Source organism: Tichowtungia aerotolerans, assembly GCF_009905215.1.
Taxonomy (GTDB): Bacteria; Verrucomicrobiota; Kiritimatiellia; order Kiritimatiellales; family Tichowtungiaceae; genus Tichowtungia; species Tichowtungia aerotolerans.
Genome location: NZ_CP047593.1, coordinates 37,398 through 63,661 on the forward strand (window position 1 = coordinate 37,398; position 26,264 = coordinate 63,661).

Annotated in this window: 23 protein-coding genes; 12 read left to right on the forward strand and 11 right to left on the reverse strand. The window is 52.9% G+C overall.

Annotation, left to right across the window (positions count from 1 at the left end; genetic code table 11):
* Positions 1 to 10: 10 nt before the first annotated feature.
* The 5 genes from GT409_RS00190 to GT409_RS00210 form a co-directional block, all read right to left on the reverse strand.
* Positions 11 to 943, reverse strand: coding sequence for an MlaD family protein (locus GT409_RS00190; RefSeq protein ID WP_160625962.1), 933 nt, complete (start codon positions 941 to 943; stop codon positions 11 to 13).
* Positions 936 to 1,706, reverse strand: a complete 771-nt coding sequence (locus GT409_RS00195; RefSeq protein WP_160625963.1) for an ABC transporter ATP-binding protein — start codon at positions 1,704 to 1,706, stop codon at positions 936 to 938. Before GT409_RS00195 ends, GT409_RS00190 begins: the two co-directional genes overlap by 8 nt.
* Positions 1,703 to 2,533: an MlaE family ABC transporter permease gene (locus GT409_RS00200; protein WP_160625964.1), complete on the reverse strand. Its 831-nt coding sequence runs from the start codon at positions 2,531 to 2,533 to the stop codon at positions 1,703 to 1,705. Before GT409_RS00200 ends, GT409_RS00195 begins: the two co-directional genes overlap by 4 nt.
* Positions 2,533 to 3,798: a hypothetical protein gene (locus tag GT409_RS00205; protein ID WP_160625965.1), complete on the reverse strand. Its 1,266-nt coding sequence runs from the start codon at positions 3,796 to 3,798 to the stop codon at positions 2,533 to 2,535. Before GT409_RS00205 ends, GT409_RS00200 begins: the two co-directional genes overlap by 1 nt.
* 310 nt (positions 3,799 to 4,108) lie before the next feature.
* Entirely contained in the window at positions 4,109 to 4,444 is a 336-nt protein-coding gene (locus tag GT409_RS00210) for a phenylpyruvate tautomerase MIF-related protein (protein WP_160625966.1), read from the reverse strand.
* A gap of 96 nt (positions 4,445 to 4,540) precedes the next feature.
* On the opposite strand from GT409_RS00210, the gene GT409_RS00215 reads away from it, so the two are divergent.
* Together GT409_RS00215 and GT409_RS00220 are read left to right on the forward strand one after the other, a co-directional pair.
* Entirely contained in the window at positions 4,541 to 5,707 is a 1,167-nt protein-coding gene (locus GT409_RS00215; protein WP_160625967.1) for an AAA family ATPase, read from the forward strand.
* 47 nt (positions 5,708 to 5,754) lie between these two features.
* The gene (locus GT409_RS00220) at positions 5,755 to 6,933 is read left to right on the forward strand and encodes a UDP-N-acetylmuramate--L-alanine ligase (protein WP_160625968.1); all 1,179 of its coding nucleotides are present in this window, start codon (positions 5,755 to 5,757) and stop codon (positions 6,931 to 6,933) included.
* On the opposite strand, the gene GT409_RS00225 is transcribed toward GT409_RS00220, so the two are convergent.
* On the reverse strand, positions 6,930 to 11,135 hold the full coding sequence (locus tag GT409_RS00225) for a S8 family serine peptidase (RefSeq protein WP_160625969.1): 4,206 nt from the start codon (positions 11,133 to 11,135) through the stop codon (positions 6,930 to 6,932). The two genes, GT409_RS00220 and GT409_RS00225, sit on opposite strands and share 4 nt — an antisense overlap.
* 179 nt (positions 11,136 to 11,314) lie before the next feature.
* Here GT409_RS00225 and efpL point away from each other — a divergent pair, with 179 nt between their 5' ends.
* Together efpL and cysS are read left to right on the forward strand one after the other, a co-directional pair.
* Positions 11,315 to 11,881 carry an elongation factor P-like protein EfpL gene (gene efpL, locus GT409_RS00230; protein WP_160625970.1) on the forward strand — a complete coding sequence of 189 codons (567 nt, stop codon included), beginning with the start codon at positions 11,315 to 11,317 and terminating at the stop codon, positions 11,879 to 11,881.
* A gap of 115 nt (positions 11,882 to 11,996) precedes the next feature.
* Complete coding sequence (gene cysS, locus GT409_RS00235) at positions 11,997 to 13,385, forward strand: cysteine--tRNA ligase (RefSeq protein ID WP_160625971.1); 1,389 nt, start codon at positions 11,997 to 11,999, stop codon at positions 13,383 to 13,385.
* Positions 13,386 to 13,465: 80 nt separating this feature from the next.
* On the opposite strand, the gene GT409_RS00240 is transcribed toward cysS, so the two are convergent.
* From GT409_RS00240 to GT409_RS00250, 3 genes are read right to left on the reverse strand one after another with little or no spacing between them, the layout of a single operon-like run.
* The gene (locus GT409_RS00240) at positions 13,466 to 14,128 is read right to left on the reverse strand and encodes a hypothetical protein (RefSeq protein WP_160625972.1); all 663 of its coding nucleotides are present in this window, start codon (positions 14,126 to 14,128) and stop codon (positions 13,466 to 13,468) included.
* Positions 14,129 to 14,186: 58 nt separating this feature from the next.
* A complete protein-coding gene (locus tag GT409_RS00245) occupies positions 14,187 to 14,774 on the reverse strand; it encodes a thioredoxin family protein (protein WP_160625973.1) in 588 nt (195 codons plus the stop codon).
* Between the two features lie 24 nt (positions 14,775 to 14,798).
* Positions 14,799 to 15,335 (reverse strand): protein-disulfide reductase DsbD domain-containing protein, encoded by a 537-nt coding sequence (locus GT409_RS00250; protein WP_160625974.1) that lies wholly within the window; start codon positions 15,333 to 15,335, stop codon positions 14,799 to 14,801.
* Between the two features lie 179 nt (positions 15,336 to 15,514).
* Here GT409_RS00250 and tmk point away from each other — a divergent pair, with 179 nt between their 5' ends.
* Both tmk and GT409_RS00260 read left to right on the forward strand, forming a co-directional pair.
* Positions 15,515 to 16,150: a dTMP kinase gene (gene tmk / locus GT409_RS00255; protein WP_160625975.1), complete on the forward strand. Its 636-nt coding sequence runs from the start codon at positions 15,515 to 15,517 to the stop codon at positions 16,148 to 16,150.
* The gene (locus GT409_RS00260) at positions 16,147 to 17,082 is read left to right on the forward strand and encodes a hypothetical protein (protein WP_160625976.1); all 936 of its coding nucleotides are present in this window, start codon (positions 16,147 to 16,149) and stop codon (positions 17,080 to 17,082) included. The genes tmk and GT409_RS00260 overlap by 4 nt, the downstream gene beginning before the upstream one ends.
* Positions 17,083 to 17,179: 97 nt before the next feature.
* Here GT409_RS00260 and aroQ read toward each other — a convergent pair whose 3' ends face one another.
* Positions 17,180 to 17,632, reverse strand: a complete 453-nt coding sequence (aroQ, locus tag GT409_RS00265) for a type II 3-dehydroquinate dehydratase (RefSeq protein WP_160625977.1) — start codon at positions 17,630 to 17,632, stop codon at positions 17,180 to 17,182.
* 246 nt (positions 17,633 to 17,878) lie between these two features.
* On the opposite strand from aroQ, the gene GT409_RS00270 reads away from it, so the two are divergent.
* The 3 genes from GT409_RS00270 to GT409_RS00280 all read left to right on the forward strand — a co-directional run bounded on the left by GT409_RS00270 (position 17,879) and on the right by GT409_RS00280 (position 19,812).
* Positions 17,879 to 19,114, forward strand: coding sequence for a glycosyltransferase family 4 protein (locus GT409_RS00270; RefSeq protein WP_160625978.1), 1,236 nt, complete (start codon positions 17,879 to 17,881; stop codon positions 19,112 to 19,114).
* A complete protein-coding gene (locus tag GT409_RS00275) occupies positions 19,111 to 19,272 on the forward strand; it encodes a hypothetical protein (RefSeq protein WP_160625979.1) in 162 nt (53 codons plus the stop codon). The genes GT409_RS00270 and GT409_RS00275 overlap by 4 nt, the downstream gene beginning before the upstream one ends.
* An 81-nt stretch (positions 19,273 to 19,353) precedes the next feature.
* On the forward strand, positions 19,354 to 19,812 hold the full coding sequence (locus GT409_RS00280; RefSeq protein ID WP_160625980.1) for a rhodanese-like domain-containing protein: 459 nt from the start codon (positions 19,354 to 19,356) through the stop codon (positions 19,810 to 19,812).
* A gap of 78 nt (positions 19,813 to 19,890) precedes the next feature.
* Here the strand turns inward: GT409_RS00280 and acnB are convergent, their stop codons facing one another.
* Positions 19,891 to 22,455, reverse strand: coding sequence for a bifunctional aconitate hydratase 2/2-methylisocitrate dehydratase (gene acnB, locus GT409_RS00285; protein WP_160625981.1), 2,565 nt, complete (start codon positions 22,453 to 22,455; stop codon positions 19,891 to 19,893).
* A gap of 177 nt (positions 22,456 to 22,632) precedes the next feature.
* On the opposite strand from acnB, the gene GT409_RS00290 reads away from it, so the two are divergent.
* The 3 genes from GT409_RS00290 to GT409_RS00300 all read left to right on the forward strand — a co-directional run bounded on the left by GT409_RS00290 (position 22,633) and on the right by GT409_RS00300 (position 26,123).
* On the forward strand, positions 22,633 to 24,330 hold the full coding sequence (locus tag GT409_RS00290; protein ID WP_160625982.1) for an ATP-binding protein: 1,698 nt from the start codon (positions 22,633 to 22,635) through the stop codon (positions 24,328 to 24,330).
* Positions 24,331 to 24,539: 209 nt separating this feature from the next.
* Complete coding sequence (locus tag GT409_RS00295) at positions 24,540 to 25,202, forward strand: response regulator (RefSeq protein ID WP_160625983.1); 663 nt, start codon at positions 24,540 to 24,542, stop codon at positions 25,200 to 25,202.
* Positions 25,203 to 25,844: 642 nt separating this feature from the next.
* Positions 25,845 to 26,123, forward strand: coding sequence for a hypothetical protein (locus tag GT409_RS00300; protein WP_160625984.1), 279 nt, complete (start codon positions 25,845 to 25,847; stop codon positions 26,121 to 26,123).
* The last annotated feature ends 141 nt before the right edge of the window (positions 26,124 to 26,264 follow it).

Sequence of the window (26,264 nt, forward strand, 5' to 3'; positions counted from 1 at the left end):
TTTCTTTCCTTTAGAAGGCCCCGAAAACCACAGAGCTGAAGGTTGTAACCGGCGAGGTTTCACGCATGTCATCAATCGCGGCGCGCAGCTCTTCGAACAGCTTCTGCGCTTCGACATACATCTGATCGTCTTCCATCAGCTTGCCGAGAGTCCCCTCACCGGACCTGATTTTCTCTGTAATTTCGCGAATATTTGCAGCGGCACTGGAAACGTCGGCATACAGTGCGTCATCTTCGGACAGAAGTCTGCCCAGCGTTCCTTTTCCATTCACTAGACGTTCGCTGACATCGCTCAAATTGGCAACCGTCTTCTGAACGTCGTTATAAATTGTCTCGTCCTGAATCAGCTTTCCGATGGTTCCCTCTCCATTCGAGAGTTTGGCACTGATGACATTCAGGTTATCCACCATCGTTTTCAGTGATTTATACATTTCATCATCTGAAAGAAGACGACCCAAGGTACCTTCTCCAGCGGTCACTTTCCGGGTCATTGCCTTAAACTCACCGACGGCATCACCCAGCTCCTGCAGAATATCAATGGGTTCATCCCCCATAATGGTCGTACTGGGAGGAAGTGCCGGAGCTCCCAGCGGTCCTTCATAGAGTTTCAGCAGTTTACCACCCAGCATAGACGATGCCACCACTTCCACTTTATAACCCTCTCGGAATTCCACCGGAACTTCGAGATCGCTTTCGACGATCACGTGATTGTTCTCCAGATAAGTGGCTTTGACAATCCCCACCTTGGTGCCGCGCAGAAACACATTGTCGCCTTCGCGCAACCCACCGACCTCTGAGAAGATGACCCTAACTGGATATTTTTTCTGCAGAAAGTTCTGTCGGCTGAGCACGATGGTGAAAACTCCCAGAGCAATCAGGATTACAAACATAAACATCCCGACAAGGACTTCAATACTCAGGTCTTTTTTGTATTTATCAGGCATGATTCTTCATTCCTTTCTCCCATTCCCCTCGACGGGTGATGTACTGGGACTCGAGGAACCGCTGAACGGTCTCATTTTTTGATTCTATAAATTCTTCAGGGGTAGCGTTTTCAACTATTCTTCCACCGTCAATCATCATAATACGCGTGCCGATGGCCAGAGCGCTGTGCAGATCGTGCGTCACCACCACACTGGTAATGCCCAGTTCATTGCGAAGGTTTTCGATCAGTCCGTCAATCAGGCGCGATGTGACCGGATCGAGGCCGGATGTCGGCTCGTCGTAAAGAATAATCTCCGGATTCATTACGATGGCCCGCGCCAGCCCAACTCTTTTCTGCATTCCGCCGGACAGGTCGGAAGGATATTTATCAACCGCTTCCTGCATATTCAGCAGACTCAGTTTTTCGAGGACGGTTTTTTCGATTTCCTCTTCGCTCATTTTGGTGTGCTCACGCAAAGGCAAAGCGACATTCTCAAACACCGTTAACCACTGCAGCAGCGCCGCGCCTTGGAAAAGCACACCAAACCGGCCGCGAATCCGCGCCAGCTCCGGCCCGCTGGCGGAACTGATTACATCGTCGCCGATGCGCACAGTTCCGCTGTCCGGAACCAACAGCTGCACCATGTGCTTCAGCGTCACACTTTTTCCTGCGCCCGACAGACCGACCACAACAAACGTCTCCCCCTTCGGAACCTCAAAAGAGACTCCGTCGAGGACAGTCTTTCTGCCCAGCTTTTTCGTTACATTTTCGAACTTGATCATATGTAAAACAGCCGTGTAATCATGTAGCCGACAATCAGGATCAGCAGAAAAGAGATAATCACAGTGCGGCGGGTGGCCCGTCCCACCCCAACGGCCCCTTCGGAAGTCGTCAGCCCCTGATGACACGCGACCGTAGCGATAATGACTCCGAAGACCAACGCCTTAAGCAGGCCGACATACAAATCCTTATTCTCGGCATAGCGGGTGGCGTTGTCGAGATAAGCCTGAAATGCCACACCGAGCTGAGTGGAACCGACAACACCGCCGCCAAAAATCCCGATCAGATTGGTATAAATCGTCAGAATCGGCATCATCACCGCCAAAGCAACCAGCCGCGGCATCACCAGAAAACGATGGGGGTCAATCGACATCACCTCAAGCGCGGCGATTTCTTCCGAGACAGTCATCGTCCCAAGCTGAGCGGCAATTGCGGACCCGACACTGGCTGCAATAATCAGGCCGGTCATAAACGGTCCCATTTCGCGAATCATCGAAACCGCCACCGCAGAACCGATGAATTCCTCCTGCCCATAGCGGCGCAGCTCCAGGCCGGTCTGCAACGCCAGGATCATTCCCGTGAACATGGCCACCACCGTAATTACCCCCAGGCTCTTAATTCCGGTGATATACAGCTGCATGGATGTCTCATACCGGGCGCGCGGGCGCCAAAGGGTCCGGATATAAAGCGTGGAAGAAGCCAGCATAATCAGGGCCTGCCCCATCTCGTGACAGGCCATCAGAATAATCCGACCCAGCCGCCGGAACGACCGGATCGGAAGATCCAGATAACTCATTCGCTCCCGATGTTCTGACGCTGTAACCTTCATTATTTTCCTAAACTAAACCAAAAGATTTTCATTTTTTTCGAATCGCCGTCCTTTTTATACCCGAGTAAACCTTTCAGTAAAGCCCATTCGGATCGCTCCGCTTCCGGTTCTTTTTCGCTGTTCCAGATGAACCATAACATGTCTTTTTTGACCAGCCCGTCATCATTCGTTTGTTTATAAAGCGTCCAAAGCGGCGACCAGTTTCGTTCGATCGGAGCAGAGTCCAGCGGCCACAGCTCCAGCATCCGAAATCGCGATTGATCGCCCGCCCGCTTCCAGCTCATCAACGGCCAGATTTTCCATCCCGTGGAAACTTCGTCCCACTCCTCTTCCGGCACCTCCGGCTCCGGCAGCTTTTTGGACTGCCAATAGAAAAACGGCAGCGCCAGTTTGCGGTTCACCTGCAGATGTTCCTGCCGGGTGTTTTCCGACCACAGGAGAGGCCAGAGCGCAAAACGACGGTCAATTCGTCCGCCCGCCTCCAGTTTGCGGCCCCACAACGGCCAGACAAACAACTTATCGAGCTGCTCACTTTTCACTTTCTGAATGAACGGCCACGGACACAGAAGGCGGTCTTCGCGCTCTCCATCCGTGAAACGGAAAAACGGCGGAATCACCCACCAGGTGCTTTCTTTATCCAGTTTACTGCGCCCGAGAATTGGAAAGAGAATCCACGACTTTCCGGAGTCCCCGGGATAAAAATATTCTGCCGATGTCCAGAACGGCCACAGGACAAATTTTTTCTCATACTGATTCTCGAGCACCGTTTTTCCAACGATTGGAAAAACCCGATCGCGCTGAATGCCGTCGCCGCGTGTGTGCGAATAGATGGGCCACAGAACACTGGTGGTTTTCACCTCATTGATCTGCGATTTCCCGAACATTGGAAAAAGCACAAACATGATTTTGTCGCGCCCGAGGAACTCGTGAATGGTTCCGCCCAGAGGGAACAGCGCGAAATAATTTTCGCCGTTGACATCCCGACCCTGAAAATAGATTGGCAGCAGCCAGTTGCGATCGCGCGGCAATTCCGAATCGGTCGCAAAATTATGCGTCCACCAAAAAAGAAACGCCCGGGAAGATTCTTCATTTTTGAACGATTTGCGCAAATAAAGCGGCCAGAGATAGTCCTGAATGGTTCCTTCCTCCAGCTCCGTTTTGGAATAGAATGGACGCACTGCAAAAAACGAACCTTCTTCTGTCTGAAGGCGATCGTAAAACGGATACAAATCAGCAACCGCGGTGAAGCAGAACAGCACTCCCATCAATCCTATCAAATGACCTTTTCGAAACATAACCAGTCGACGCTACCAGAAGCCTTTCTCTGGTGAAAACCCTTTTGCACATTCTCGCGTCGAAAATGCAGAATCTCTTCTTTGAGGTCACTGCCCAAAACCAGGCCCCATTCTCCTTACAACCGTTTTCAATCTGAAAAAATCACATCAGGACACGCAATGAAAACAAACCCTGCCCTTCTACTGTCTTGGATGACCGGTCTGATCTGCCCCGAGAATACACCGGAATGTTTAAAATAAACATTCCAGCAGAACATAGCCCTGTCTTCTTTGCCCTGATTTATCCAAAAAGCGAGCTGTTCCATCCCCATTGACTGGCGGGAACTTCAGTAAAATTCAGATAAACACGATCCATTGAGATTCCAAGCGTCCCGTTAAGCAGCCTGCAGATGTTCTCAGAAAGAGCCGCATTTACCTCATGGCTGAGTCCGCCGATACTTTTGACCTCCACAAAAGCGGCATCTCCTGAAGAACCGGACATCATCAAATTCGCGGTCGTTGCACTAACCATGACATAGCTCTCCGGCTTACCAATGGTTTCCGCCAGAATCATTGAAAGAGCGGCCAGCATATCGGATGGAATTTCTGTGGGGGTTTGAATTTTAAGAAGCGGCATATTTTCCTCCTCGTTTTAAATGCCCGAACAATACACCCTGTTCCGGAGTTGAAAAAACCGGAATCAGTGAGAAACTCATCTGAAAAGGAACAGATTATGAAAAAACCGGTTGTGGTTTATATTGCAGGAGAACGACAGCACGCAGGAAAAACCGTGTCCAGCCTCGGAATCATTTCCGCGCTGTGCAAAGTGGTTGCCCCGAAAGATATCGGATACTTCAAACCCGTCGGACAGGAAATGGTCACGCTGCCGTCCGGAGAGCGCATCGACAAAGACGTTCGCATTGTTCAGGAATTCACCGAACTGGACATGCCGAACCTGGGACTGCTCTCCCCGGTTCGAGTCGGCGACGGTGTTACGCGCGACTATCTGGCCTGCGATCACCCCGGAAAACGCACCGAAGCCTACGAAAAAGCGATCGTACAAACCATGGAGCATCTGTCGAACAAACGGCTGATTATTGCAGAAGGGACCGGTCATCCCGGCGTCGGCGCGGTTGTCGGACTCTCGAATGCCCGCGTTTCCAACCTGCTTCATGCCAAAATCCTCTACCTGGTCGGCGGCGGCATCGGCAAACCGCTCGACGAACTGGAAGTCGACCTCTCCTATTTTTCCCACAAAAAAAGCCGCGTCGCCGGAATTCTGTTCAACAAAGTTCTGCCCAACAAAACAGATATGATGAAATCTGTACTTTCAGAACCGGCCATCAACCGGATCTTCCCGGAGTGGGACCCGTCATTGAAAATTTTCGGCTACATGCCGCAGGTCCAATATCTCAACAACCCGTCCATGCAGCTGGTCAGCGGAAGTTTTAAAACCTGCCAACGGATGAATGAACAAAACATTGAGCGCTGGCAGAAGCCCTGCCGACAGGTCAACGTCGTTTCCCAGGGCAGCGAATCATTCATTGCCAAAGAGCATCTGAAAGCCCGCGACATCGCTGTACTCGGCGCCGGATCCCATTGCCGCCTGCAGCGCATCATCGATTTCGACCGAGCTCTTGAGGGAGACAATCTCGGAGGCATCATCCTCAACTGCGCCAATGACAACATGCCGGATGAAAAAGCCCTTGCGATGGTACGAGAAAGCGGCATCCCGACACTGATCGTTCCGGACGACGCCGGAGCCGTCGACCAGACATGCTACAAATGCTTTGTCAACACCAAGCTGCAGCTCTACGACCGCCAGAAACATGAAGCCATCGAACAGCTCTTCGCCGAACACTTTGACGCCGAGCGCTTCGTTCGAACGATCGGACTGTAAGACAGAAAAGCCGTGAGTTTCGTCGCACTGATCATTACCTTCACACCATGAGAATTCACGTTATTGGAATCGGCGGGTGCGGAATGAACGGCGTCGCACAGCTCGCGGCGCACGCCGGATATCGCGTAAGCGGCTCGGACCGCGCAACCGGCCTCGACATTTTCCAAACATTGGAAAAACAGGGAATCGACATTGTTCCGCAGGACGGCTCCGGCATTCTGAAAGACACCGATTTTGTCGTCTACAGCACCGCCATCGAACAGGGAAACCCTGACCTTGAGAAGGCCCAGTCATTGGGCATCCCTCTTTTGCATCGCTCCGAAATGCTGGCCAAGCTGTGCAAAGGCAACGAGGTCATCGCCATCGCCGGAACGGCCGGAAAATCGACCGTTACCGGACTGCTCGGCCATATTTTCCAATGCATGGAAAAAGATCCGACCGTCTACTGCGGCGCAGCAATCAACAACTTCGGCTCGTCGGTTCGCTTCGGCTCTAAAGGCGGTCCATGGATCATCGAAGTCGACGAAAGCGACAAGTCGTTCCTCCATTTTTACCCGGCGCACGCAATCATCACCAACATTGCCGAAGACCATTTTGAACTTCCCGAACTCCGAAAGCTGTTCACCCAGTTTGAAGAACAGGTTGCCGGAACCCTCATCAAACAGCCGGAACGGTTCGAGTGCCCTTCTCCGCTGATCGGCAGGCACAACATTGAAAATGTGAACAATGCGCTGACGCTTTGCAAAGCGCTCGGGCTCGATATGCAGAAATGTATTGAAGCAATTGCTTCCTTCAAAGGAATTGAGCGACGACTGGAGCGGCACGGCGACTACGTGATCGACGACTTCGCGCACAGTCCGATCAAGATTGAAGCCGCACTCGAAGCTGTCTCCGAAGTCTGGCCTTCGTTCAACGCCGTCTGGCGTCCGCACGGCTTCACCCCTCTGTTCCAGGGACTCAACGGATTCACTGCAGCATTCGCCACTGAAAAGGCGCAACGTGCTTTCATTCTGCCGGTTTATTATGCCGGGGGGACTGTGAACAAAAAAATCACGTCGGAACAGTTTGTTGAGAAGCTTCAAGCCGCCGGCGTGCCGGCGGAATTTGTTCCGGATTTCCAATGTCTGGAAAAACGTCTGCTCGAAGACGGCCGGCCGGTTCTCCTCATGGGCGCGCGCGATCCCGAGCTGCCGAGGGTTGCCCGGCAGCTCGCGAAAAAGCTTTAATCGCCGTCGTACTCGACTTCGAGGCGGTAGAAGACGGACGGCTGATCCGCATGCAGATAGTCGGGCAGCCAAAGCGGCATCGGGAAGATTGAATAGTACTCGACCAGCACGTTGTTGATTCCTTCTGTCAGGTTGGTTCCGTAATACAGGGTGTATGTGCGGTCCGCCTGCGCCATCCACGACAGCGAATTGGTTCCCGGCTGCATTTCCAGATTGAGCCGCAGCACTGAGTTGGAGTTGAACGGTTGCGTTCCGGCAACATACTCCTGCCAGGTCTGAGCACCGTCACCGTCCGGGTCTTCGGCCGCCACTGCGTCGTAGTTGTTGGTGAATCCATATTGCCCGAGCCACCAGTGCGGCACGCCACTGGCGGTGCGGCCCAGAACAAACCGTGCGTAGAGTTCAACGGGCCGTGTGAGTTGAATGGTCAGAGGATTATTCGCGACCGAGGTGTTCTCGCCAGCCCACTCATCAAACACGTAATACAGGTCGGGCGTGGCTGTTGCGGACAACATACTGTTGGCAGCATACCAGCCATTGCTGAAAGCAACGGTTCCGTTTGTCCCCGCATATAAATCGGCCCGGTAAAACAGGTCGTGCGAGACGCGAACAATCCAGTTGTTGGTCATAGAAAGATCCAGCGACTCGTTTGTACTCAAACTCCGCGCCCAGCTGTTGTCCGTGGACCACGCCGAAAACTGATACTGAGTGGTACCCACCGTAAACGGATCGTCCGCCAAAGAAACCGCTACAAAATCTTCCGGCGAATAAATATGTACTCCCGCAGCCGGATCGGTCGCCCCGTCAACGGCCTGCACGATCAGGCGGGTTTCATTGGTTCCACTGCGGGATGCTTCGGCTGTATTTCCGTATGCACCCATGTTGACGCGGCTTACCGTCGGTTCACGGGAAGCATCGGAGAGCGGATTGCCGAAATCGATGCACGGACTGTCTTCAGAGTCCACAACCCATCCGCCGGCAGCAAAGCGTCCGTAAGTGCTTCGCAGATGGTAGTCCCCCGCATCAAAATCAGCGAACAGCGGGTCAATATCCATGTTCCCAATGCCGGAAGGAAGCGGCGTTGTACAGCTGTAGCGCATGTTCATCGGCACCCACTCATACCAGTTGTCGCCACCGAGAGCGGCGTTGTTTGAAAGCACGATGCAGTTTTCGACCAACGCAACATCACCGATATCCACGCCGCCGCCATAGCCGCCGGCGTAGTTGTTCACAAACGTGCAGTTGCGAATCGTTCCGCCCCACACCTCGACACCACCGGCATCCAATCCGGACTGGTTGCCATCAATAATCGAGTTCTCAACAAGTCCGCCCCGCGTCAGGAGCCCGCCACCGTAATAGTAGCAGAGGTTGTTTTCGATCCGGCAATCCTTCACCAGGCCGTCATACAGATACACTCCGCCTGCAAGATAGTACGAAAAGTTATTCCGCACCCAGCAGTTTGAAAGTGTGCCGCCGGCAACCGTCACCCCGCCGGCGGCAATGTCAACCGGTGACAAGCCGCCCTGTATGGTGACCCCGGAAACAGTGCCGGCATAAAGAATGATCCCCGGATAATTCTGAGCTGTGAAATCCAGAATGGTTGACCCCGGCCCATTTAAGGAAGTCAGCGTAATGTCATCGTCAAAGGACATCAGCTGTACCTCATACGAACCGTCATCGACTCGAATCTCCCTTCCCGGAAGCGCAGCATTGAATGCCTGATTCAAATTGGTGTACGCTCGCTCGAGTGAATCATACGGCCAGGTCTGCGAACCGGATGTAGACACATACAGCACCGGGCTGTTAACGCCGAACTGATTCGTCGGGCTTGTGATCAGCTCCAGGTCCAGCAAGGCATAGGCATAATAATCAACCACAGCTCCCACCGAAGACGGTTGAATCTGCGTGGAATACACCAGATTCTCTCCATTGGTTGCAATGAAGCTCATAGCCTGATACTTCCATGCGCCATCGTCTTCCCGCCAGCTCATTCCAACACCTGCCAGCGCCTTCCCGCCGGTCGTCAGGCTGGCAAACAAATCCACGGGTTCCTCTGCCCCGACGACAATAGTCGGCTCATGCCAAACGGACGTCACTTCAAACGTATTTCCCGCATCACCGCTGAACGAGGAAAAGAGCGCATACGACTGAGGCCCTTCCGGAACGCTGTAGCCAGAGACCACCATGGTCCAAAGGCCGGTTTCGCAAACTGCCAGATCCACCTGTTCCACATTATTGGTATGGTCCGCACTGACCAATCCGTTGGGCCGATTCGTCACGCCGGACGGCGAGATCAATATCAGGTCGAGGTCGTTTACCAGCTGGAGCGACGAAAGCAGTGAAGCCGGCGGATCGCTCCACACCAGCGTCGTGCTGAGTCCATTGGTCCCGGTCACATTCAGTTCAAAGATATGCTTTTCGGAAGTCTGCAGGCGGTTGCGATCCCAAAACACATTTTCTTTCCCTTCCGGGAAAAAGGTATTTCCGGCATTCACCTGCCCCCAGCCCTCAACATTGTTTCCGGTCGTATTCGGAATTTCCAAAAAATCGTTGGTTCCGTACTGACCGGGATAAAGGGACACTGCGCCATTAATCAGAGCCGCCTTCAGCAGCGCGGCACTCGGATTGGGAACACTGTGGTATTCCTCAAAATACTGCCGCGCCAGCGCCGCCACACCTGAAACCAGCGGGCCCGACATACTGGTCCCGCCGCTGAATTTATAATACTCTCCAGCCTCCCCACTCAGAAGTCCCCATCCATCAGAAGCCCCGTCCCGGGCCCGGCAGGAAATAATATCAGTTCCTGGAGCGACGACATCCGGTTTAATGCGGCCGTCCGCGCAGGGCCCTCGGCTCGAAAACGCAGCCATGCCCTGATGCACTCCATCGTCAGACGTGGAAATTAAATCGTCACGAATCGGCGGCTCCGAATACTGCACAGGCCTTACCCCTCCCCATGACTTACTGGAATATCCGCCGCTTCCGGCAGGCCGATCCGACTCCGCCGCGCCGACCGTCAGGCAGTTTTTAGCCGTTCCGGGGACTCCGAGGGACTGCCAGTCAATCACGCCATCGCCATTGGCATCCTCTCCAGCGTTTCCGGCAGAAAAGACAATCAGCATATCGTCGTTCTGCCACATAAAATCGTCCACATCGCGAGATTGGGATGTGTATGCTCCGGCGGCATCAGCGCCCCAGCTGTTATGATGAATCCGGGCGCCGTTGGTATAAGCCTCTTCAAACAGGATTCCCAGCGGGCTGGGGCCATAGATCGCCGCAGTCCCGCTGTTGTCTCCCAGTGCCTGCATTACCAGCTCAGATTCATAAGCCACTCCGCGATATAGTCCGTTGCTGAATGCCGAACCATCTCCCAATACCGAACCGGCAACATGGGTTCCATGCCCGTTGTAATCTTTCCAATTATCCCCGTAAAGATAACTGGATGCATACCGAATACGTCCGGAAAAATCCGGATGGATTGTCTCCAGATTTCCCAAATCAAGCCCGGTATCTCCAACCGCAACCACCTGCCCGGCTCCGGTCAACCCATGCGTCTCCCAAACGGTCTTCACATTCATCCGCGGCGCTTCAACGGCAACATTATTGAAGACCTCCATTTGAATAAACGGCTCAATCCACTCCACCTCGGCCAGTTCAGCCAGCGCAGCTACAGAATCCGCGGAAAGCGTCGCCCGAATTGATGCGCGAGTGGTGCTTTTCCCTGAGTCCACAACCGTCCCCTGCTGCTGTTCAATCCACCATTCAACACGCGGAAGAAAGCCCGGTTTCAATAAAGAAATCACGACCTCCAGCTCGGGCTGGGTCATATCGAGGGCTGCACTCACTTTGTATTCCGGAAAACAGGATCCCACCCATTCAACACCGCTCAGAGTTTGCGGCAAATCAGACTTTGCAGAATCAATCAGCACCAGGAATGCATGGTCCGGCACATAGCCGACAATCTCGCCCCCCAGAGCCTGCAGCTGTTTTTGATCGTCCCCGCTCGGTGTTGCGCGAAACTGCACCAGCTGACAGATTTTACCATCCAGAGTCTCCTGCTGAACTGCTGCCGGCAGAGCCAAACTCATTGTCTTCACAGGTAAAGACGACGTATCGACCGCACCGTTTTTCAGTCTCAACGTTCCTGCGCGTCCCTGTCCGGCAATCGCCAGACAAACCATTCCTATCCATATATGCTTCATAAAAACTCCCAAACTCTCCGGCACACAAAGAAAATCACAGCCGTAGAAAATCTGACCCTACTCTCACACTTGACAGCGCACAACGAAAGATTCTCATTTTTGCAAATTTTACCGTCAGACTTGCGTCGACGGCTCGCAAGTAATAGATTACCGCCCTTTTGAACCGGAGAAATTTGAAAATGATAAAAGCTGCAGATTTGAAAAGATCATCCGTCATCGAGATTGACGGCGTACCGCATACCGTTGAAAACATTCAGCTGAGCACACCAACTGCACGCGGAGGCAACACCATTTATCGCGTCCGTTTCCGTAACGTAACCACCAAAGCCAAGGTGGATAAAAGCTACAAAGGCGGTGACGCTCTTCAGGAAGCTTCTTTCGATACCACGCAGGTGCAGTACCTTTATAAGGAAGGTGACCGCTACACCTTCATGGATCTCGAATCCTACGAACAGTTTGAATTGCTCGAGAGCGATATTGAAGACGCACTTCCCTTCCTCATCGAAGACATGGAAGGCATTACCGCGCTGATTTCTGACGGCAAAGTGCTGACCATTCGCATGCCCGCCACACTGGAAATGGAAATCATCGAATGTCCGCCGTCCATGAAAGGCGCCTCGGCCACATCGCGCACCAAACCTGCCACTCTCGCCACCGGTCTGATCGTCCAGGTTCCGGAGTACATCGCCCCCGGCGAAATCATCAAAGTCGATACCGAAGAGCGCCGCTTCCTTTCGAGGGCATGACAGTCAGTTATCCGAAAATTGTTATTTGTTACCAGAAAAGGAGAGTGTTATCAGAAAATATGAGATATCAGTGAATGACTGATAACTCTGAACCCATAACGATAACCAACGTCTCATGTTTAAGATCTACAACACCCTGTCCCGTCAGCTCGAAGAGCTGGTTCCGCTCAAAGACAACCACGTCCGTCTCTACACCTGCGGGCCGACGGTCTATAACTACGCACATATCGGCAACTACCGGGCCTACATGTTTGAAGATCTTCTGCGCCGCTGGATCCAGTATAAGGGAATGGGAATCACGCAGGTCCAGAACCTCACCGACGTGGATGACAAAACGATCCGCGGTTCGCGCGAAACCGGAAAGCCCCTGCGCGAATACACGCAGACCTATAAGGATGCTTTCTTCGAAGACCTCAAAACGCTCAACATCCAGCCCGCCGAGCACTATCCCGCCGCCACCGACTGCATCCCGGAAATGATCGAACTGATCGAAAAACTTTTCGAAAAAGGCCTCGCCTACAAATCCGACGACGGTTCGGTCTACTTCCCCATCGATAAGTTTCCGGAATATGGAAAACTCGCCCGCCTCGATCGCGAAGGCATGCGCTCCGGCGCCCGCGTGGACCAGGACGAATACGACAAAGACAACGCCGCCGACTTCGCCCTCTGGAAAGGCTACGTCGAAGAAGACGGCGACGTCGTCTGGGATTCACCCTGGGGCAAAGGCCGCCCCGGCTGGCACATCGAATGTTCCGCCATGAGCCAGAAATACCTCGGCAAAACCTTCGACCTGCACTGCGGCGGCGTCGATAACATTTTCCCGCACCACGAAGACGAAATCGCCCAGAGCGAAGGCGCCAACGGCTGCCTCTATTCCAAATACTGGATGCACAACGCCCACCTGCAGGTCGAAGGCAAAAAAATGTCCAAGTCCGAAGGCAACTTCTTCACTCTGCGCGAAATCCTCGACAAAGGCTACTCCGGCCGCGAAATCCGCTACGAGCTCATCGGCACCCACTACCGCCAATCGCTCAACTTCACCTTCGCGTCCCTCAACGCCAACCGCGCCGCCCTCGCCCGCCTCGACGAATTCTACGCCAAGCTTCAGGAATCCATCGGCGGAGAAACCGAAGCCGGTGAACTGCCCGAATGGGCCGCCACGCTCGCCGAAAAATTTGAAGCCGCGCTCGATGACGACCTCAACATCGCCGGCGCACTCGGCGCGCTCTTTGACGGCGTCCACGAAGGCAACAAGAGTTTTCCAATGTCTGGAAAAGAAGCGCTCGCCGTTTCCAACCTTTGGAAAAAAATCGACAGCGTCCTCGGCTTCCTCGAGCCGCCCAAAGAAGATGTTCCCGCCGAGCTCATCGAAATGGCCAACGCCCGCGTCGAAGCCAAAAAGAACAAAGACTGGGCCGAAGCCGACCGCCTGCGCGACGCCATCGCCGCCGCCGGATGGATCGTCCAGGACACCCCTACCGGCCCAAAACTCAAAAAGCAGTAAACGCAAAGACGCAAAGATTATTGAGCTTCGCAAAGTAAACTCCGCGTTCCTTTGCGCTCTCAGCGTCTTTGCGTTGAATTTTACAAGTCCGGAACAGTTTCGGGGATAAGCTGGCCGGTCGGGCTGATTTTGAAGACATAGATGAGGCCGGGGCGAAGCTTTTTATAGACCGCGTTCCCGTAAACAGCTTTGATCCCATGCTGCTCTAAGGCTTCCGGATCGTTGGCAAGATCCCAGATGGCGTTCCAGAACATCTGCTGATCTTTCAGGCGCAGGCGCGAAAGCAGTCCGGCATACCGTGCAGGTTCCGCGCCCGGTTCTTCAATTTCGAACCCCGCCGACGGCGCCTGATTGTCGCCGTAGACTCGCCGCCACAGGTAGAGCGAACGGTCTTTTCCATCGATGACGGCCTGCCCGGAAAAGCTGACGATCAACGCGTCGAAGTGAACGATGTCCCCTTCAATCTCGACCTCTTTCTGAAGCACAGTCTTCAGCGGATTCCCGCGCTCCGTCTCGACGAAACGCAGTGTGGTGTAAAGCTGCCCGTCACGGGCTTCCTGCATCAGAACCTTGGCGTAGCCGATCTGCTCTTCCGTGGTCAACGTGGAAATGGCTTCTTTAAGCTTTTTGTTTTCGCCAAGCAGGTCGTGGACGGTTTTGGTGCCATAGAAAAGAGTACCGGCAACGAGAATCACCGCGACCAGTGCCAGCAGGCCGAAAACTGTCCGAACGAACTTTTTCATGGGTATTTCCAATGGTTGGAAAAAGTGTATGCGTTTTTTCCAACCATTGGAAGCGTGCTCAGTATTTTACGGAGCAGCCGTAGGGTTTGGTCATAGGTGTCGGCACAGGGTTTCCGGCAAGCAGCGCGTACAGCGCCTCATCAAGATAATTGCGACCTTTTCCGGCCGTCTTGGGGTCGGCGGTACGCTGGTCATCAACGGATCCCTGATACGCCAGATTACCATCTTTATCGACGACGAATATATGCGGTGTATTACTCGCCCGATACGCATGGCCCACCCGACCGCTTTCATCCAGCAGAACAGCCGTTGCTTTTGAGCCGTTTGCTTTGACCCGCAACTTCCATTCGTCCAGAGAAAGGTTTCCCTGCTTGCCGGGGGCTGATGAACAGATGCTCAGCCAAACCACATTTTTAGCCGTATATTCTTCCTGCATGGCCTGCATGGTGCCGGTTTCATAGAACTTTCGTACAAACGGACAGTCATAGTTGGTCCATTCAAGCACTACAATTTTACCGATATAGTGACTGAGCGAATGTGTTGCACCGTTAATGTCCGGCAGAGCAAACGCCGGTGCGACTGACTGAGCGACGGCCGAAAGGCCGAGCAGTACAGCCATTGCACAAACAGTAAACCTTTTCATCATAGCTCCTTTCCGGGAAACACGTCCCTATTGCGCCTTCTCCCAGCCGCTTTCTTTCAGAAGCGCCTGCCATTCCGCGGTCGGTTCTGACGAAGCCGATCCGCTCTGCACAGAAACCGTCTGTGTGCCTTTCTGAAACACACAGATGTCCTTGCAAATCATCCATGTTATGGAAGCCGTCAGTTGAATTGTTTCGCCCGCCGGAACAGAGGCTGGGATCAGCACATTACTCAGCAGAACCACCTGATGCTCGTAGCCGTAGGATGTTCCGGCCGAATCCGTGAAGCTTTCCGGCGCAGGAAAGCGCCATTCTGAAACCTCGAGTCCGTCCACTCCACTGATTTCAATTGACGGAGGCATCCCGGAATCCCCCGGCTCTTTGGCGTACGTATGCCAACCTTCAGCCACCTTGATTCTCACAGCCACCGGAAGACGGTCGCCGGGGCGAACCGTTTTATAGGCAACAAACACTTCGACACTGGACCGCTCATCTTCCGCGCGGGCGGTTCCGACCATCCACAGTGCAGCGATCAGAAACAGAACGGGTTGAAAAATCGCTCTCATCGTTGCTTCCCCCTTCAACGAAGGAAAGGTTACTTCACTCATCTCTTTTATCAAGCCAATCCAACGCTTCAAACACGGACTCATTTCCTGCCTTTTAAATCGCTCTTAACGGCCTTGCATATGTGAAGTCTCAATGAAAGCTGGATATTCATCGACGTTACAGATACATTTTTTCGTCTATGCACGGAAAATTTATTACATTGGAAGGGCCGGAAGGATCCGGCAAATCAACACAGGCTCAGATGATTATCCGTCGACTCGGCGAGATGGGCATTGAGGCCATGTACACCCGCGAGCCGGGCGGCACCGCACTGGGTGAAGCAATCCGTAATATTCTTCAGCACAACGCGGCCGGAGAGGCCCCCTGTGAACGGGCGGAACTGCTGCTGTTCGAAGCCAGCCGCAACCAGCTGGTCGAAAAAGTAATCCGCCCCGCTCTTGAAAAAGGAACATGGGTCATCTGCGACCGCTTCATCGATTCCACCACGGCCTATCAGGGATACGGCCGCGGCCTTCCGGTCGACGAAGTCCAGGCAATCAACAGCTTTGCCATTCACTGGATCGCGCCCGATTTGACACTGCTGCTCGACCTGGACGTCAACACCGGATTCGACCGCATCGCCCAGCGCTACCTGGAACTCGGAGAGTCCGCCGATCGTTTTGAACAGGAAGAACGCTCGTTTCACGAACGGGTCCGTCAGGGATATCTGACTCAGGCAGACACCGAACCGGAACGCTTCCGTACAGTCGACGCTTCGCAGGATCCTGAAACTGTTTCCACAGCAATCTGGGATATCATTCAGGAACTGCTATGAGCTCCGAACAGTTCCAGAAAGCATGGGAAGGCATTGAAAAAGGCTGGCAAAGCGGACAGCTCGCGCACGCGTACCTGCTGCAGGGAGCTCCGCACGGCGCGGCCCTGCGCTTTGCCGAACAGATCCTCAACCTGATTTATGACAATCATCCGCAGGTGGCGACCCGTGCTCATCCCGACATCGCATGGATTGAACCGCAAAGTAAAAGCCGGCAGATTCTGATCGATCAGGTGCGCGAACGGCTGATCCAGCCGTTTTCCCAAACCTCATTTTCCGGAGGTTGGAAGGCCGGAGTCATCGTCAATGCCGACCGAATGAACGTGCAGGCCGCCAACGCCCTGCTCAAAACACTGGAAGAGCCGCCGGCAAAAAGTATCCTGCTGCTGATCACCAATGAGCCGCAAAGTCTGCTGCCGACCATTTCCTCGCGCTGCCAGCGAATCACACTGACGTCTGCCGACGACGAAATTTCCAAACATTGGGAAGAACCCCTGTTCGATATTCTGCGCGATCTTCCCCCGGCGTCCGCGCCGGAAGCCGCGCTGCTGGCGGGGAGACTGACCGTTCTGCTGAACAATCTGAAAAAGGAATTCGAGGCAGAAGAGAACGAACGACTCTCAGAAGATCTCTCCGCAAAGGAAGCAAAGTCGCTGCTCGACGGACGTTCCTCCGCACGGCTGATTGAAGCGCGCGCCGAGATTCTGCGTATGATCCTGCAGTGGCAGCGGGATGTACTGATGCTGGTGATCGAACAGCAGGATTCGCTGCTTCACTTTCCGGAAGAAAAAGATGTATTGGCACAGCAGGCATTAACCAGCAATCGGGCCGAAGCATTTCAACGACTTGCCGCAGTGGAGGAAGCCAGCCGCCGCCTCGATCGAAATCTGCCCGCCGAACTGGTGTTTGAAGCATTCTTCTCGCAGATGATTTAGCGTTAAAATGCGCAATACCGCTCGTTAAAACGGCCTGCGGCCTCGTTCAAATCGTTGAATGTTAAATCGTTGAATGATTTCAACGCTTTTAACGGGTTTAACGACTTGAACGCAAATGCTTCACCAGCGCCTGCAGCGCCAAAACGTACCCGTAGCCTTTAAAGCCCATCAGCTGACCAATACATCCGGGAGCCGTCAGGCTTTTGTGACGAATTTCTTCACGGGCGTGCGTATTGCTTAAATGAACTTCCACCGACGGAACCGCATCTGCCACAGCCTTGATTGCATCCGCCACACCAAGACTGGTATGTGTCAGCGCCGCTGGATTAATGATGATGCCATCAAAATTCCCGCGGGTTTCCCCAATACGGGTAATCAGGTCACTCTCCGCATTGCTCTGAAAAAATTCAATTTCTACGCCGCCGAGCGCCTCAGCACAGGCACGCAGATCGGATTCAATGGATTGCAGAGTCTCACTGCCATAGATTTCCGGCTCGCGTGTACCCAGCAAATTCAGGTTCGGACCATTCAGGACAAGAATTTTAAGCATTTTCATAAACGAGGTTGTAACACACCTGACAGAATCTGAAAACTATTCTTCCAAACATTGGAAAACTCATATTGTCTCACCAGTCGAATCAAAACGAAATACGTTTAACTTGATAAACTATAATGGTTTACAAAACAAACTACCCCATACATTTAAATGTATGGGATAATTTGAACCCCTAAAGCCTCCTTCTGAACCAGCGCAAGGCAGTTGCTTTCCAAACATTGGAAAGGTAAATTGATCTTTATGAGCAAACTGTCCGGAACTGTTGCACACGTGATGCGTCGCTTTACTCTCGATAAATGGGGTGGCACAGAAACAGTCGTTTTTAATCTGTCGCGCGAACTGGAAAAAGCGGGACTTCACAGTCCAATATTCTGCACTGACATGTTCGCAGCGCCGGGCAAAGAAGAGATCGAGGGAGTCACGCTGCGCCGCTTCCGCTATTGCTTTCCATGGTTTGGACTCAGCGAAGACGCCAAAGCCAAACTGCGCCTGAAAGGCGGGAGCCCCCTCTCCCTGTCGCTGTTTCTCAACCTGCTTTTCACCAAGAATTTAATACTGATTCACACCCACGTCGGTCGACGTCTCGGCGGCATTGCCCGCACCGTCGCTAAAATTCGCCGGGTTCCATATGTGATTCATGTGCATGGCGGACGACATACCGTTCCGCAGGACCAATACGACGCAATGGTTTCTCCAGTGAAAGGAAAATTCGAGTGGGGAAAAATATTCGGCCTGCTGTTCGGATCACGGCGCGTATTTGATGATGCCGATGCGGTGATCTGCGTAGGCCGGAGTGAAGCTGACGAAATGCGCGAACGCGGACAGAAGAATGTGCACTATCTGCCCAATGGAGTTTACGTCGATCATTTTTCATCTGCAGACCCGGCTCCGTTCCGCAAGGAGTACGGACTGGAAAACACGCCGTTCATTCTCTGCCTGTCGCGCATCGACTACCAGAAAAACCAACGGCTTCTGCTTGAGTCGTTTTCCGAATTCAGAAAAACACATCCCGGCTGGAAGCTGGTGTTCATCGGGCCCATCACAGTCGAAGACTATCACCGGCAGATGCTCGACGACATCGATCGGTTCGGACTCGGCGAATCCGTTCTGATTATTCCCGGCATGCGCCCCGGAGATCCGCTGCTTCCTTCCGCCTACCGCGCCGCAAAAATGTTCGTACTGCCAACGTCCAACGAACCGTTCGGCATTGTGATTCTCGAAGCATGGGCTGCAAAAACTCCGGTCATCGCCACGCGTGTCGGCGGCATTCCCGGCTTCACCACCGACCATGAGAACATCCTGCTGTTCGAAGATAACAATGCAGACGAACTGACCGGACAAATGAACCGGCTCGCAAACGACAAAGTCCTCCTGTCAAAACTGACCCAAAGCGGCTTCACCGAAGTCTCCGCACACTACGACTGGAGTGCCATCGCAAAGCGCGTCATGGATATCTATAAGGAGGTGCTGAAATGACCAAACTGCTGATCTGGATCGGAGTCTTTGTCGGCGGTTGGATCGGCTGGTATCTGGGCGACCTCATCGGCGGATTCGGCTGGTCCTTCACCATCAGCAGCATCGGCAGCATCGCCGGCGTCTTCATCGGCTGGAAAATTTCCCGGAACCTGTACTGACTCCTGACAAATCTGGAAATTAGATTGAACGGCTTATTTAGATCGTGTCTAATTACGGCAGATTAAAGAAAGGAGGCAGTCATGACTGCTCGTTCAACAATAAACACAGGAGTTGCCGTTGCAACTCTGGCACTCTGTGCCCAGTTCCTCTACGCCGCAGAAGATTGCTCTTCCGGCGTATGCAGCCTGAGTTCTGCGCCCAAAGCAAGCAAAGCCCACAACCTCAACACCTTCGAAATGAAGGCAATTGTCGATTCCGGGAAAGCCGTAATACTGGATGCACGATCCGGAGAGTATGATGACGGCTACCGGATCCCCGGCGCAAAATCGCTCAACAGCGAATCAACACCGGAAGAAATTGCCGCCATCATTCCCTCCAAAGAGTCACCGGTTGTAACCTACTGCGGCAACCTGAAATGTCCTGCCAGCGCCGAATTGGCCAAGCACCTGAAGGCCTTGGGATATACCAATGTGAAAGAATATCCTGAAGGAATTGCCGGCTGGCGCGAAGCCGGCGGCGATGTTGATAAGGTTAAATAACCGGAACCGGACAAAAAGAAAGGCGGCCTGCTTTGGGTCGCCTTTCTTTTTTCCAAACCTTGGAAAGTTCCGGTTGATCTATACAGAAAAACCGGCTATCTGATCAAAGTTCAGGTATTTGTAAATGTCAGCCGACCTGCCGTCCAGTTTCGGCCCGACAATTTCCAGATATTCTTCCGGAGTCGGCAAAACGCCTTTCAGCGCAACAACCGCAGCAAGTTCGGCGGATCCCAGATAAACCTGAGCGCCCGTCCCCATGCGGTTGTTGAAGTTGCGGGTGGAGGTTGAAAAAACCACTGCGTTATCGCGAACCCGGGCCTGGTTACCCATGCACAGCGAACAGCCGGGAATTTCAAGGCGTGCACCGGCAGCACCGAACTTTGCGTAGAACCCTTCTTTTGTCAGTTGAGCCTCATCCATTTTAGTCGGCGGACAAACCCAGAGATTGACATTGGCAAAGCCCTCGCCGTCGAGCACCTCGGCAGCGGCGCGGAAATGACCGATATTGGTCATGCAGCTTCCAATGAACACATCGTCGACTTTAGCTCCTGCAACGTCGGACAGTTTCTTCACGTCGTCAGGGTCGTTCGGGCAGCACAAAAGCGGCTCGGTAATTTCATTCAGATCAATTTCGATGATTTCCGCGTACTCGGCATTTTCATCGGCGCTCATCAGCTCGCCGTTCTCAATCCAGTCTTTGACGTCCTCAATCCGTTTTTTGAGCGTATCGGCATCGCCATAGCCGCCTTTGATCATCTCTTCCATCAAAGTGACGTTGGATTGCAGGAACTCAACAATCGGCCCGCGATCCAGTTTAATCGTCGCCCCGGCGGCGGAACGCTCGGCGGAGGCATCGGTCAGCTCGAACGCCTGCTCCACTTTGAGTTGCGGCAGACCTTCCATTTCCAGAATGCGGCCCGCAAAAATGTTTTTCTTATTCTTCTTCTCAACCGTCAGCAGCCCCTGCTGGATCGCATAATACGGAATGGCATTGACGATATCGCGCAGCGTGACACCCGGCTGAAGCTCGCCTTTAAAGCGAACCAAAACTGACTCCGGCATGTCGAGCGGCATAACGCCGAGCGCGGCGGCGAATGCGACCAAACCGGATCCGGCCGGGAATGAAAGGCCCATCGGGAAACGGGTGTGCGAGTCTCCACCGGTTCCAACGGTATCGGGAATCAGCAGCCGGTTGAGCCACGAGTGAATGACTCCGTCACCCGGGCGCAGGGAAACACCTTTGCGGTTCATGATGTAGTCCGGAAGCGTTGCGTGTGTAATCACATCGCTCGGCTTCGGATAAGCCGCTGTATGGCAGAACGATTGCATCACGAGATCCGCATTGAATTTCAAACAGGCCAATTCGGTAATTTCCCCGGCAGTCATCGGACCGGTGGTATCCTGAGAACCGACCGTCGTCATTTTCGGCAGGCAGGAAGTTCCCGGCAGAATGCCTTCCACGCCACAGGCTTTCCCGACCATCTTCTGAGCCAGGGTGTACCCCTGCCCTTCTTTCGGTTGCGGATTGTCCGGAACCACAAAAATGCCGGACTCATTAATCGAACTCATCCCCAGCGCCTCGCGGGCTTTTTCAGTCAGCTGTTTTCCAATGATCAGCGGAACACGGCCGCCGGCGCGGAATTCGTCGAGAATTGTATCGGGCTTGACAGCAAAGCGGCTGATTTCATTGCCGTCGGCATCCGTAATTTTTCCAAGGGCTGGAAAAACCTTGATCACCTTGCCGGTCGTGAGTTCGCTTACGTCTGTCTGAATCGGCAGCGCGCCTGAGTCTTCTGCGGTATTGAAGAAAATCGGAGCAATGGTACTGCCGATCACAATGCCGCCACGGCGTTTATTCGGAATGCAGGGAATATCCTGCCCAATGTGCCAGATCAATGAGTTACAGGCGGATTTACGGGACGATCCGGTGCCAACCACATCGCCGACAAAGGTGACCGGAAGCCCGGTTTTCTCTTTGAGTTCAGAGATTTCCTGCGGGCCGTTCGGAAACAGTGTTCCACCCATGCAATTGGAGTGCAGCGGAATATCCGCGCGGGTATATGCGAAGGACGCCGGAGAAAAATCATCGGTGTTAATTTCTCCATCGACCTTATAAACAACGGTCTCAATCTCCTCTGCAATTTCCGGAAGCGATGTGAACCACTCGCCGTTCGCCCATGAGATCAGAACCTCTTTAGCGACTTTGTTTTCTTGATCCGCCAGAGCCTGAATATCTTCAAATCGGTTGACGGAAAGCACCATGTTTTTCAAAGCGGCACCGGCTGTAGCCGCCAGCGGCCCCTGTTCGCCAATCAGACGAATCAGCCCGTCGAGGTTATAGCCGCCAACCATGGTTCCCAGAAGCTCAACCGCGCGCTCCGGCGGGATCATCGGGGTTGATTCCTCCCCGTGCGCCACCTTAAAGAGAAACTCTGCCTTCAGCTGCGCCGCCGGGTCTACGCCGGGGTTGACGCGATTTGTAATCAGATCAACCAGTTCTTCTTCTTTGCCAGACGGCGGATCTTTCAGCAGTTCGATCACAGCAGCGGTCTGTTCTTTGTCCAGAGCCAACGGCGGAACATTTTCTTTGGCCCGCTCTTCAACGTGGACGTAATACTCTTCAAAAAAATCATTTTTGCTCATAAACGGTTCTCCTTCTAAAGGCGCGAAACCATACTGCATCCTCCGCAGTCCGTTCAAACCGTTAAACGTTCAAATCGTTCAAACGGCTGCACCCAGCCAACATTTCATCGATTTCAACGCGTTCAACGTTTTTAACACTTGAACGGTTTGAACGATCAATCATATTGATTTGTACATATGAAACCACAACTCACCAGTTTTCGAACCGGCCGATGGTCAATCACGTTAGCTGTCCTGACCGCCATCATAGGCATTACCCTTTCCTTCTATGTCCGGTCCCGCATCGCCCAATCCGAAGCGGCTGCGGCAAGATTGGCAGCAAACACCCTCCGTCAGCACACGGAACAGGAACTGAACCTGTTTGTCGATGTACTGGAATCGGTCCGGGCCCTGCATGCACTGTCCGGCGAAATCAGCCAGGCAGCAATGGATGAATTCATCGAAAAAGGGATGGTTCATCAACACGAGGTGCTGGGTCCCTTCGGCCTGACCCAGCAAATCAGCCCGCAACTTCGCGCCGCCATCGAAAGCAAACAATCATCCGGCCCCGGGGCCTACGATGTTGTACAGGCAGGACCCGACGGAAACTGGATTCCTGCCCTGTCCCGCACGGTTTATTATCCATTGACGTGGCAAAGCCGTCCCAACGGATTAAAAATCCCGATCGGCTTCGATTTTGGCTCCACGGAAGCCAATTGGACAGTGATTTCCCATATCAGACGTACGCGCCGGACCGAACTGGTTCCTGAGCCAATTCAGGGAGCCACCGCCCCCGCCTACTGGGTTCTGGCCCCGGTGATTCCAAGTGACGCCCCGCGCTTTGTCATCGGCTTTGCCGTCGCCATCCTGCATCCACAGGAAATTCTGGAGAAAGTGACAGCCCTGTCCGTCCACTCACCGCAGTTAAAACTGACTCCGTCTGCCGCTCCGCTGAAAGGAAGCGCCCGCTTTACCGGCAATGCGTGGGCCATCCGGCTGCCGCTCGAAGCGATCGGAACCAAATGGGTTTTCGAATGCACATTGCCGGTCGCTGCCGCACAACAGCGCTCTACAGCAGCAGTGCTATTCGGACTGGTTGTTACAGCGCTAATGACCGCCCTGCTCCTGATCCTGGCCGGCCGCACCCGCCGAATTGAAGCAGAAGTGCTGACTCGAACCGAAGAACTCCGGATTGCCAACCAGCAACTGGAACAGAATATCCGCGAACGCGCCCAGATGGAAGAGGCAATGAATGAACTGTCCGCGAGGGAGCAGCGGCGCATCGGACGCGACCTGCATGACTCGCTCGGACAAAAACTGACCGGAGCTGTTTTTCTCAGCCGCTCGCTGCTCAACCACTTCAAACACAGCGAATGCGAACAGAAAACCCATGCAAAAACGCTAAACGAGACACTGAAGTCCACCGTCAGCCAGGTGCGCAATATGGCCCGGGGTCTGGCATCGGTGACCCTGAACGAAGAAAGTCTCGAAGAATCCCTGGAACAGCTGGCGGACGAAATGAGCTCGCTTTACGACACGTCCTGTACCGTTAAATGCGCGGGAGATCTCCCTGAACTAACCAGGAAAACCAAAGAGCAGCTCTATTTCATCGCCCGCGAAGCAGTGAATAATGCCGCCCGTCACGCAAAACCAAAGCATATTACGATCCGACTCGACGACTCCGACTCAGGCTGGACACTGAGTATTGAAGACGACGGAGCCGGGCTTCCTGACGACAGGCCCGCAGGCGAAGGTATGGGGCTGCGCATCATGCGCCACCGTGCCACCCGTATTGGGGCGGAATTTTCCATTCACTCCAACCCCGGAAAAGGGACATCGATTAAAGTGGAATCAAAGCAATCGCCACAAAAAACACAAAAACCCACAAAAACATGAGGTCATCCTGCTGTAATCCATCTTACCTCAGCAAATGAAACACAACGGCTAAAGATATAAAAAAGAGAGGAAACATGGAAATCAATGAACTTTGCGACATCATCAGAAAAACAAGCTTTTCCATTCATAAATATCACCGAATGGGTTAACTTCATTTTCGTGATTTTTTGTGTTTTTTGTGGCTAAATACCTCTTCTTAGAGTTTAAAAATGAAATTTACTGCTGAAAATCCTGCTAAAATCCTGATCGTAGATGACCACGCCATTGTCCGCTACGGAATGGGCGTACTGCTTGCAGGAGCCAATGATCTGACCTTGTGCGGCGAAGCCGAAAATATTGATGAGGCCATCAAAGCTGTGCAGGAATTGAAGCCGGACGCAGCAGTCATAGACATCGTTCTCAAAGATGAGAACGGCCTGGACCTGATCCGCAAACTTCGATCCAACGGAGAAAAACTTCCTCTATTGGTTATGTCCATGCATAACGAATCCACTCATGCCGAAAAAGCCCTGCGGGCCGGAGCTCAGGGGTATATTATGAAAGAAGATGCCGATGAAGTGCTTGTGGAAGCGCTGCGCACCGTTCTATCCGGCAAACTGCATGTCAGTGATGGAATTCATGAAAAAATGCTTCGTTCCTACATCCAGGGCGACGAAGAACCCGAGCAGGACGGCATCGAATCGCTGACCGCCCGCGAAAAAGAAGTTTTCGAAGGAGTCGGCAAAGGACTCACCTCCAAAGAAATTGCTGAAAAGTTCCATCTAAGCCCCCGCACCGTCGAAGTGCACCGCGCCAACATTAAGAAAAAACTTCAGTGTGACAGTGCCGCCCAGTTGCTCCGCATGGCCGTCCAGTGGGTGGAAGGACAATAAGAAGATAGACAGCAGGAACAGAGGCGAATGGCGCGAAGCTAAGGTGATTTACAGCAGAATGACTGTGGAATAAAGGACATGTATAGACCGCTGATTTCGCGGATTAAACAGATCAAAGAGCCGGATTATTCGAAAGCAAAAGAAGGCTTCCGGCAAGTTTCCGAGTTCTCCTTCATAATCTGCGCTATCTGCAAAACTTGCGGTTCAAATGAGCTTAACTTAGTGCCATTCGGGATAGATGAAACATAGAGAGAAAACACAGCTGATCAAAACAGCCACAAGCACAAGCTCCCGCAAGATCGCCACATAAGAAACACTAAAATTCACGAAAAAGGTCGGTTTAGATTTTCTTTGTGACCTATCGTGCTTTTCGTGGCCATTTCCAGACCCTCTAAAAAATCCTGTCGATCCCGTCATACCCCGAAAAAACGGCCCTGCACCGAAGAATAATTCAGACCGGAATGGCACTAAGTTAAGGTGATTTACAGGAGAATGACTGTGGAATAAAGGACATGTATAGACCGCTGATTTCGCGGATTAAAACAGATCAAAGAGACGGATTTTCAAAAGCAAAAGAGAGCTTCCGGCAAGTTGCCGATTTCTCCTTCATAATCTGCGCTATCTGCGAAATCTGCGGTTCAAATGAGCTTAACCGATGCTCCCCGCGCGCGGTTTAAATTTGGTTTTGGCAGCGCCGCAGCCAATGATTTTCTCTCACAAAGCCGCGAAATTCATCAAATAACTTTGCATTCTTTGCGCCATGGTGCCTTGAGTGAGCAACCAAACGGACGAGAGAATATGACTCAGATTAATTTGGTACAATATTTTTTGAACAGGGTGAAAATCACCAGAGCGGACCTGTACCTAATTACAGGCTTACCTGATCCTGTCCAGGTCGGTACATTCGGTCAAAATACGTAGCGTTTAGTAGTTTTTATTTATGTTAAAATTCCACAACTACGTATTGACACGTATACCACTTACGTATACTCTCTAGACATGCTCAGGGAAAGGGCATAGAAAAAAGTTGCGATGGGCGTGATTTTTTTCTGGATGGGCCCC

Bases quoted from the DNA above. Each gene is read 5' to 3' on its own strand.
- GT409_RS00190 (WP_160625962.1), bottom strand. From the start codon at position 943: ATGCCTGATAAATACAAAAAAGACCTGAGTATTGAAGTCCTTGTCGGG.
- GT409_RS00195 (WP_160625963.1), bottom strand. From the start codon at position 1,706: ATGATCAAGTTCGAAAATGTAACGAAAAAGCTGGGCAGAAAGACTGTC.
- GT409_RS00200 (WP_160625964.1), bottom strand. From the start codon at position 2,533: ATGAAGGTTACAGCGTCAGAACATCGGGAGCGAATGAGTTATCTGGAT.
- GT409_RS00205 (WP_160625965.1), bottom strand. From the start codon at position 3,798: ATGGGAGTGCTGTTCTGCTTCACCGCGGTTGCTGATTTGTATCCGTTT.
- GT409_RS00210 (WP_160625966.1), bottom strand. From the start codon at position 4,444: ATGCCGCTTCTTAAAATTCAAACCCCCACAGAAATTCCATCCGATATG.
- GT409_RS00215 (WP_160625967.1), top strand. From the start codon at position 4,541: ATGAAAAAACCGGTTGTGGTTTATATTGCAGGAGAACGACAGCACGCA.
- GT409_RS00220 (WP_160625968.1), top strand. From the start codon at position 5,755: ATGAGAATTCACGTTATTGGAATCGGCGGGTGCGGAATGAACGGCGTC.
- GT409_RS00225 (WP_160625969.1), bottom strand. From the start codon at position 11,135: ATGAAGCATATATGGATAGGAATGGTTTGTCTGGCGATTGCCGGACAG.
- efpL (WP_160625970.1), top strand. From the start codon at position 11,315: ATGATAAAAGCTGCAGATTTGAAAAGATCATCCGTCATCGAGATTGAC.
- cysS (WP_160625971.1), top strand. From the start codon at position 11,997: ATGTTTAAGATCTACAACACCCTGTCCCGTCAGCTCGAAGAGCTGGTT.
- GT409_RS00240 (WP_160625972.1), bottom strand. From the start codon at position 14,128: ATGAAAAAGTTCGTTCGGACAGTTTTCGGCCTGCTGGCACTGGTCGCG.
- GT409_RS00245 (WP_160625973.1), bottom strand. From the start codon at position 14,774: ATGATGAAAAGGTTTACTGTTTGTGCAATGGCTGTACTGCTCGGCCTT.
- GT409_RS00250 (WP_160625974.1), bottom strand. From the start codon at position 15,335: ATGAGAGCGATTTTTCAACCCGTTCTGTTTCTGATCGCTGCACTGTGG.
- tmk (WP_160625975.1), top strand. From the start codon at position 15,515: ATGCACGGAAAATTTATTACATTGGAAGGGCCGGAAGGATCCGGCAAA.
- GT409_RS00260 (WP_160625976.1), top strand. From the start codon at position 16,147: ATGAGCTCCGAACAGTTCCAGAAAGCATGGGAAGGCATTGAAAAAGGC.
- aroQ (WP_160625977.1), bottom strand. From the start codon at position 17,632: ATGCTTAAAATTCTTGTCCTGAATGGTCCGAACCTGAATTTGCTGGGT.
- GT409_RS00270 (WP_160625978.1), top strand. From the start codon at position 17,879: ATGAGCAAACTGTCCGGAACTGTTGCACACGTGATGCGTCGCTTTACT.
- GT409_RS00275 (WP_160625979.1), top strand. From the start codon at position 19,111: ATGACCAAACTGCTGATCTGGATCGGAGTCTTTGTCGGCGGTTGGATC.
- GT409_RS00280 (WP_160625980.1), top strand. From the start codon at position 19,354: ATGACTGCTCGTTCAACAATAAACACAGGAGTTGCCGTTGCAACTCTG.
- acnB (WP_160625981.1), bottom strand. From the start codon at position 22,455: ATGAGCAAAAATGATTTTTTTGAAGAGTATTACGTCCACGTTGAAGAG.
- GT409_RS00290 (WP_160625982.1), top strand. From the start codon at position 22,633: ATGAAACCACAACTCACCAGTTTTCGAACCGGCCGATGGTCAATCACG.
- GT409_RS00295 (WP_160625983.1), top strand. From the start codon at position 24,540: ATGAAATTTACTGCTGAAAATCCTGCTAAAATCCTGATCGTAGATGAC.
- GT409_RS00300 (WP_160625984.1), top strand. From the start codon at position 25,845: ATGAGCTTAACCGATGCTCCCCGCGCGCGGTTTAAATTTGGTTTTGGC.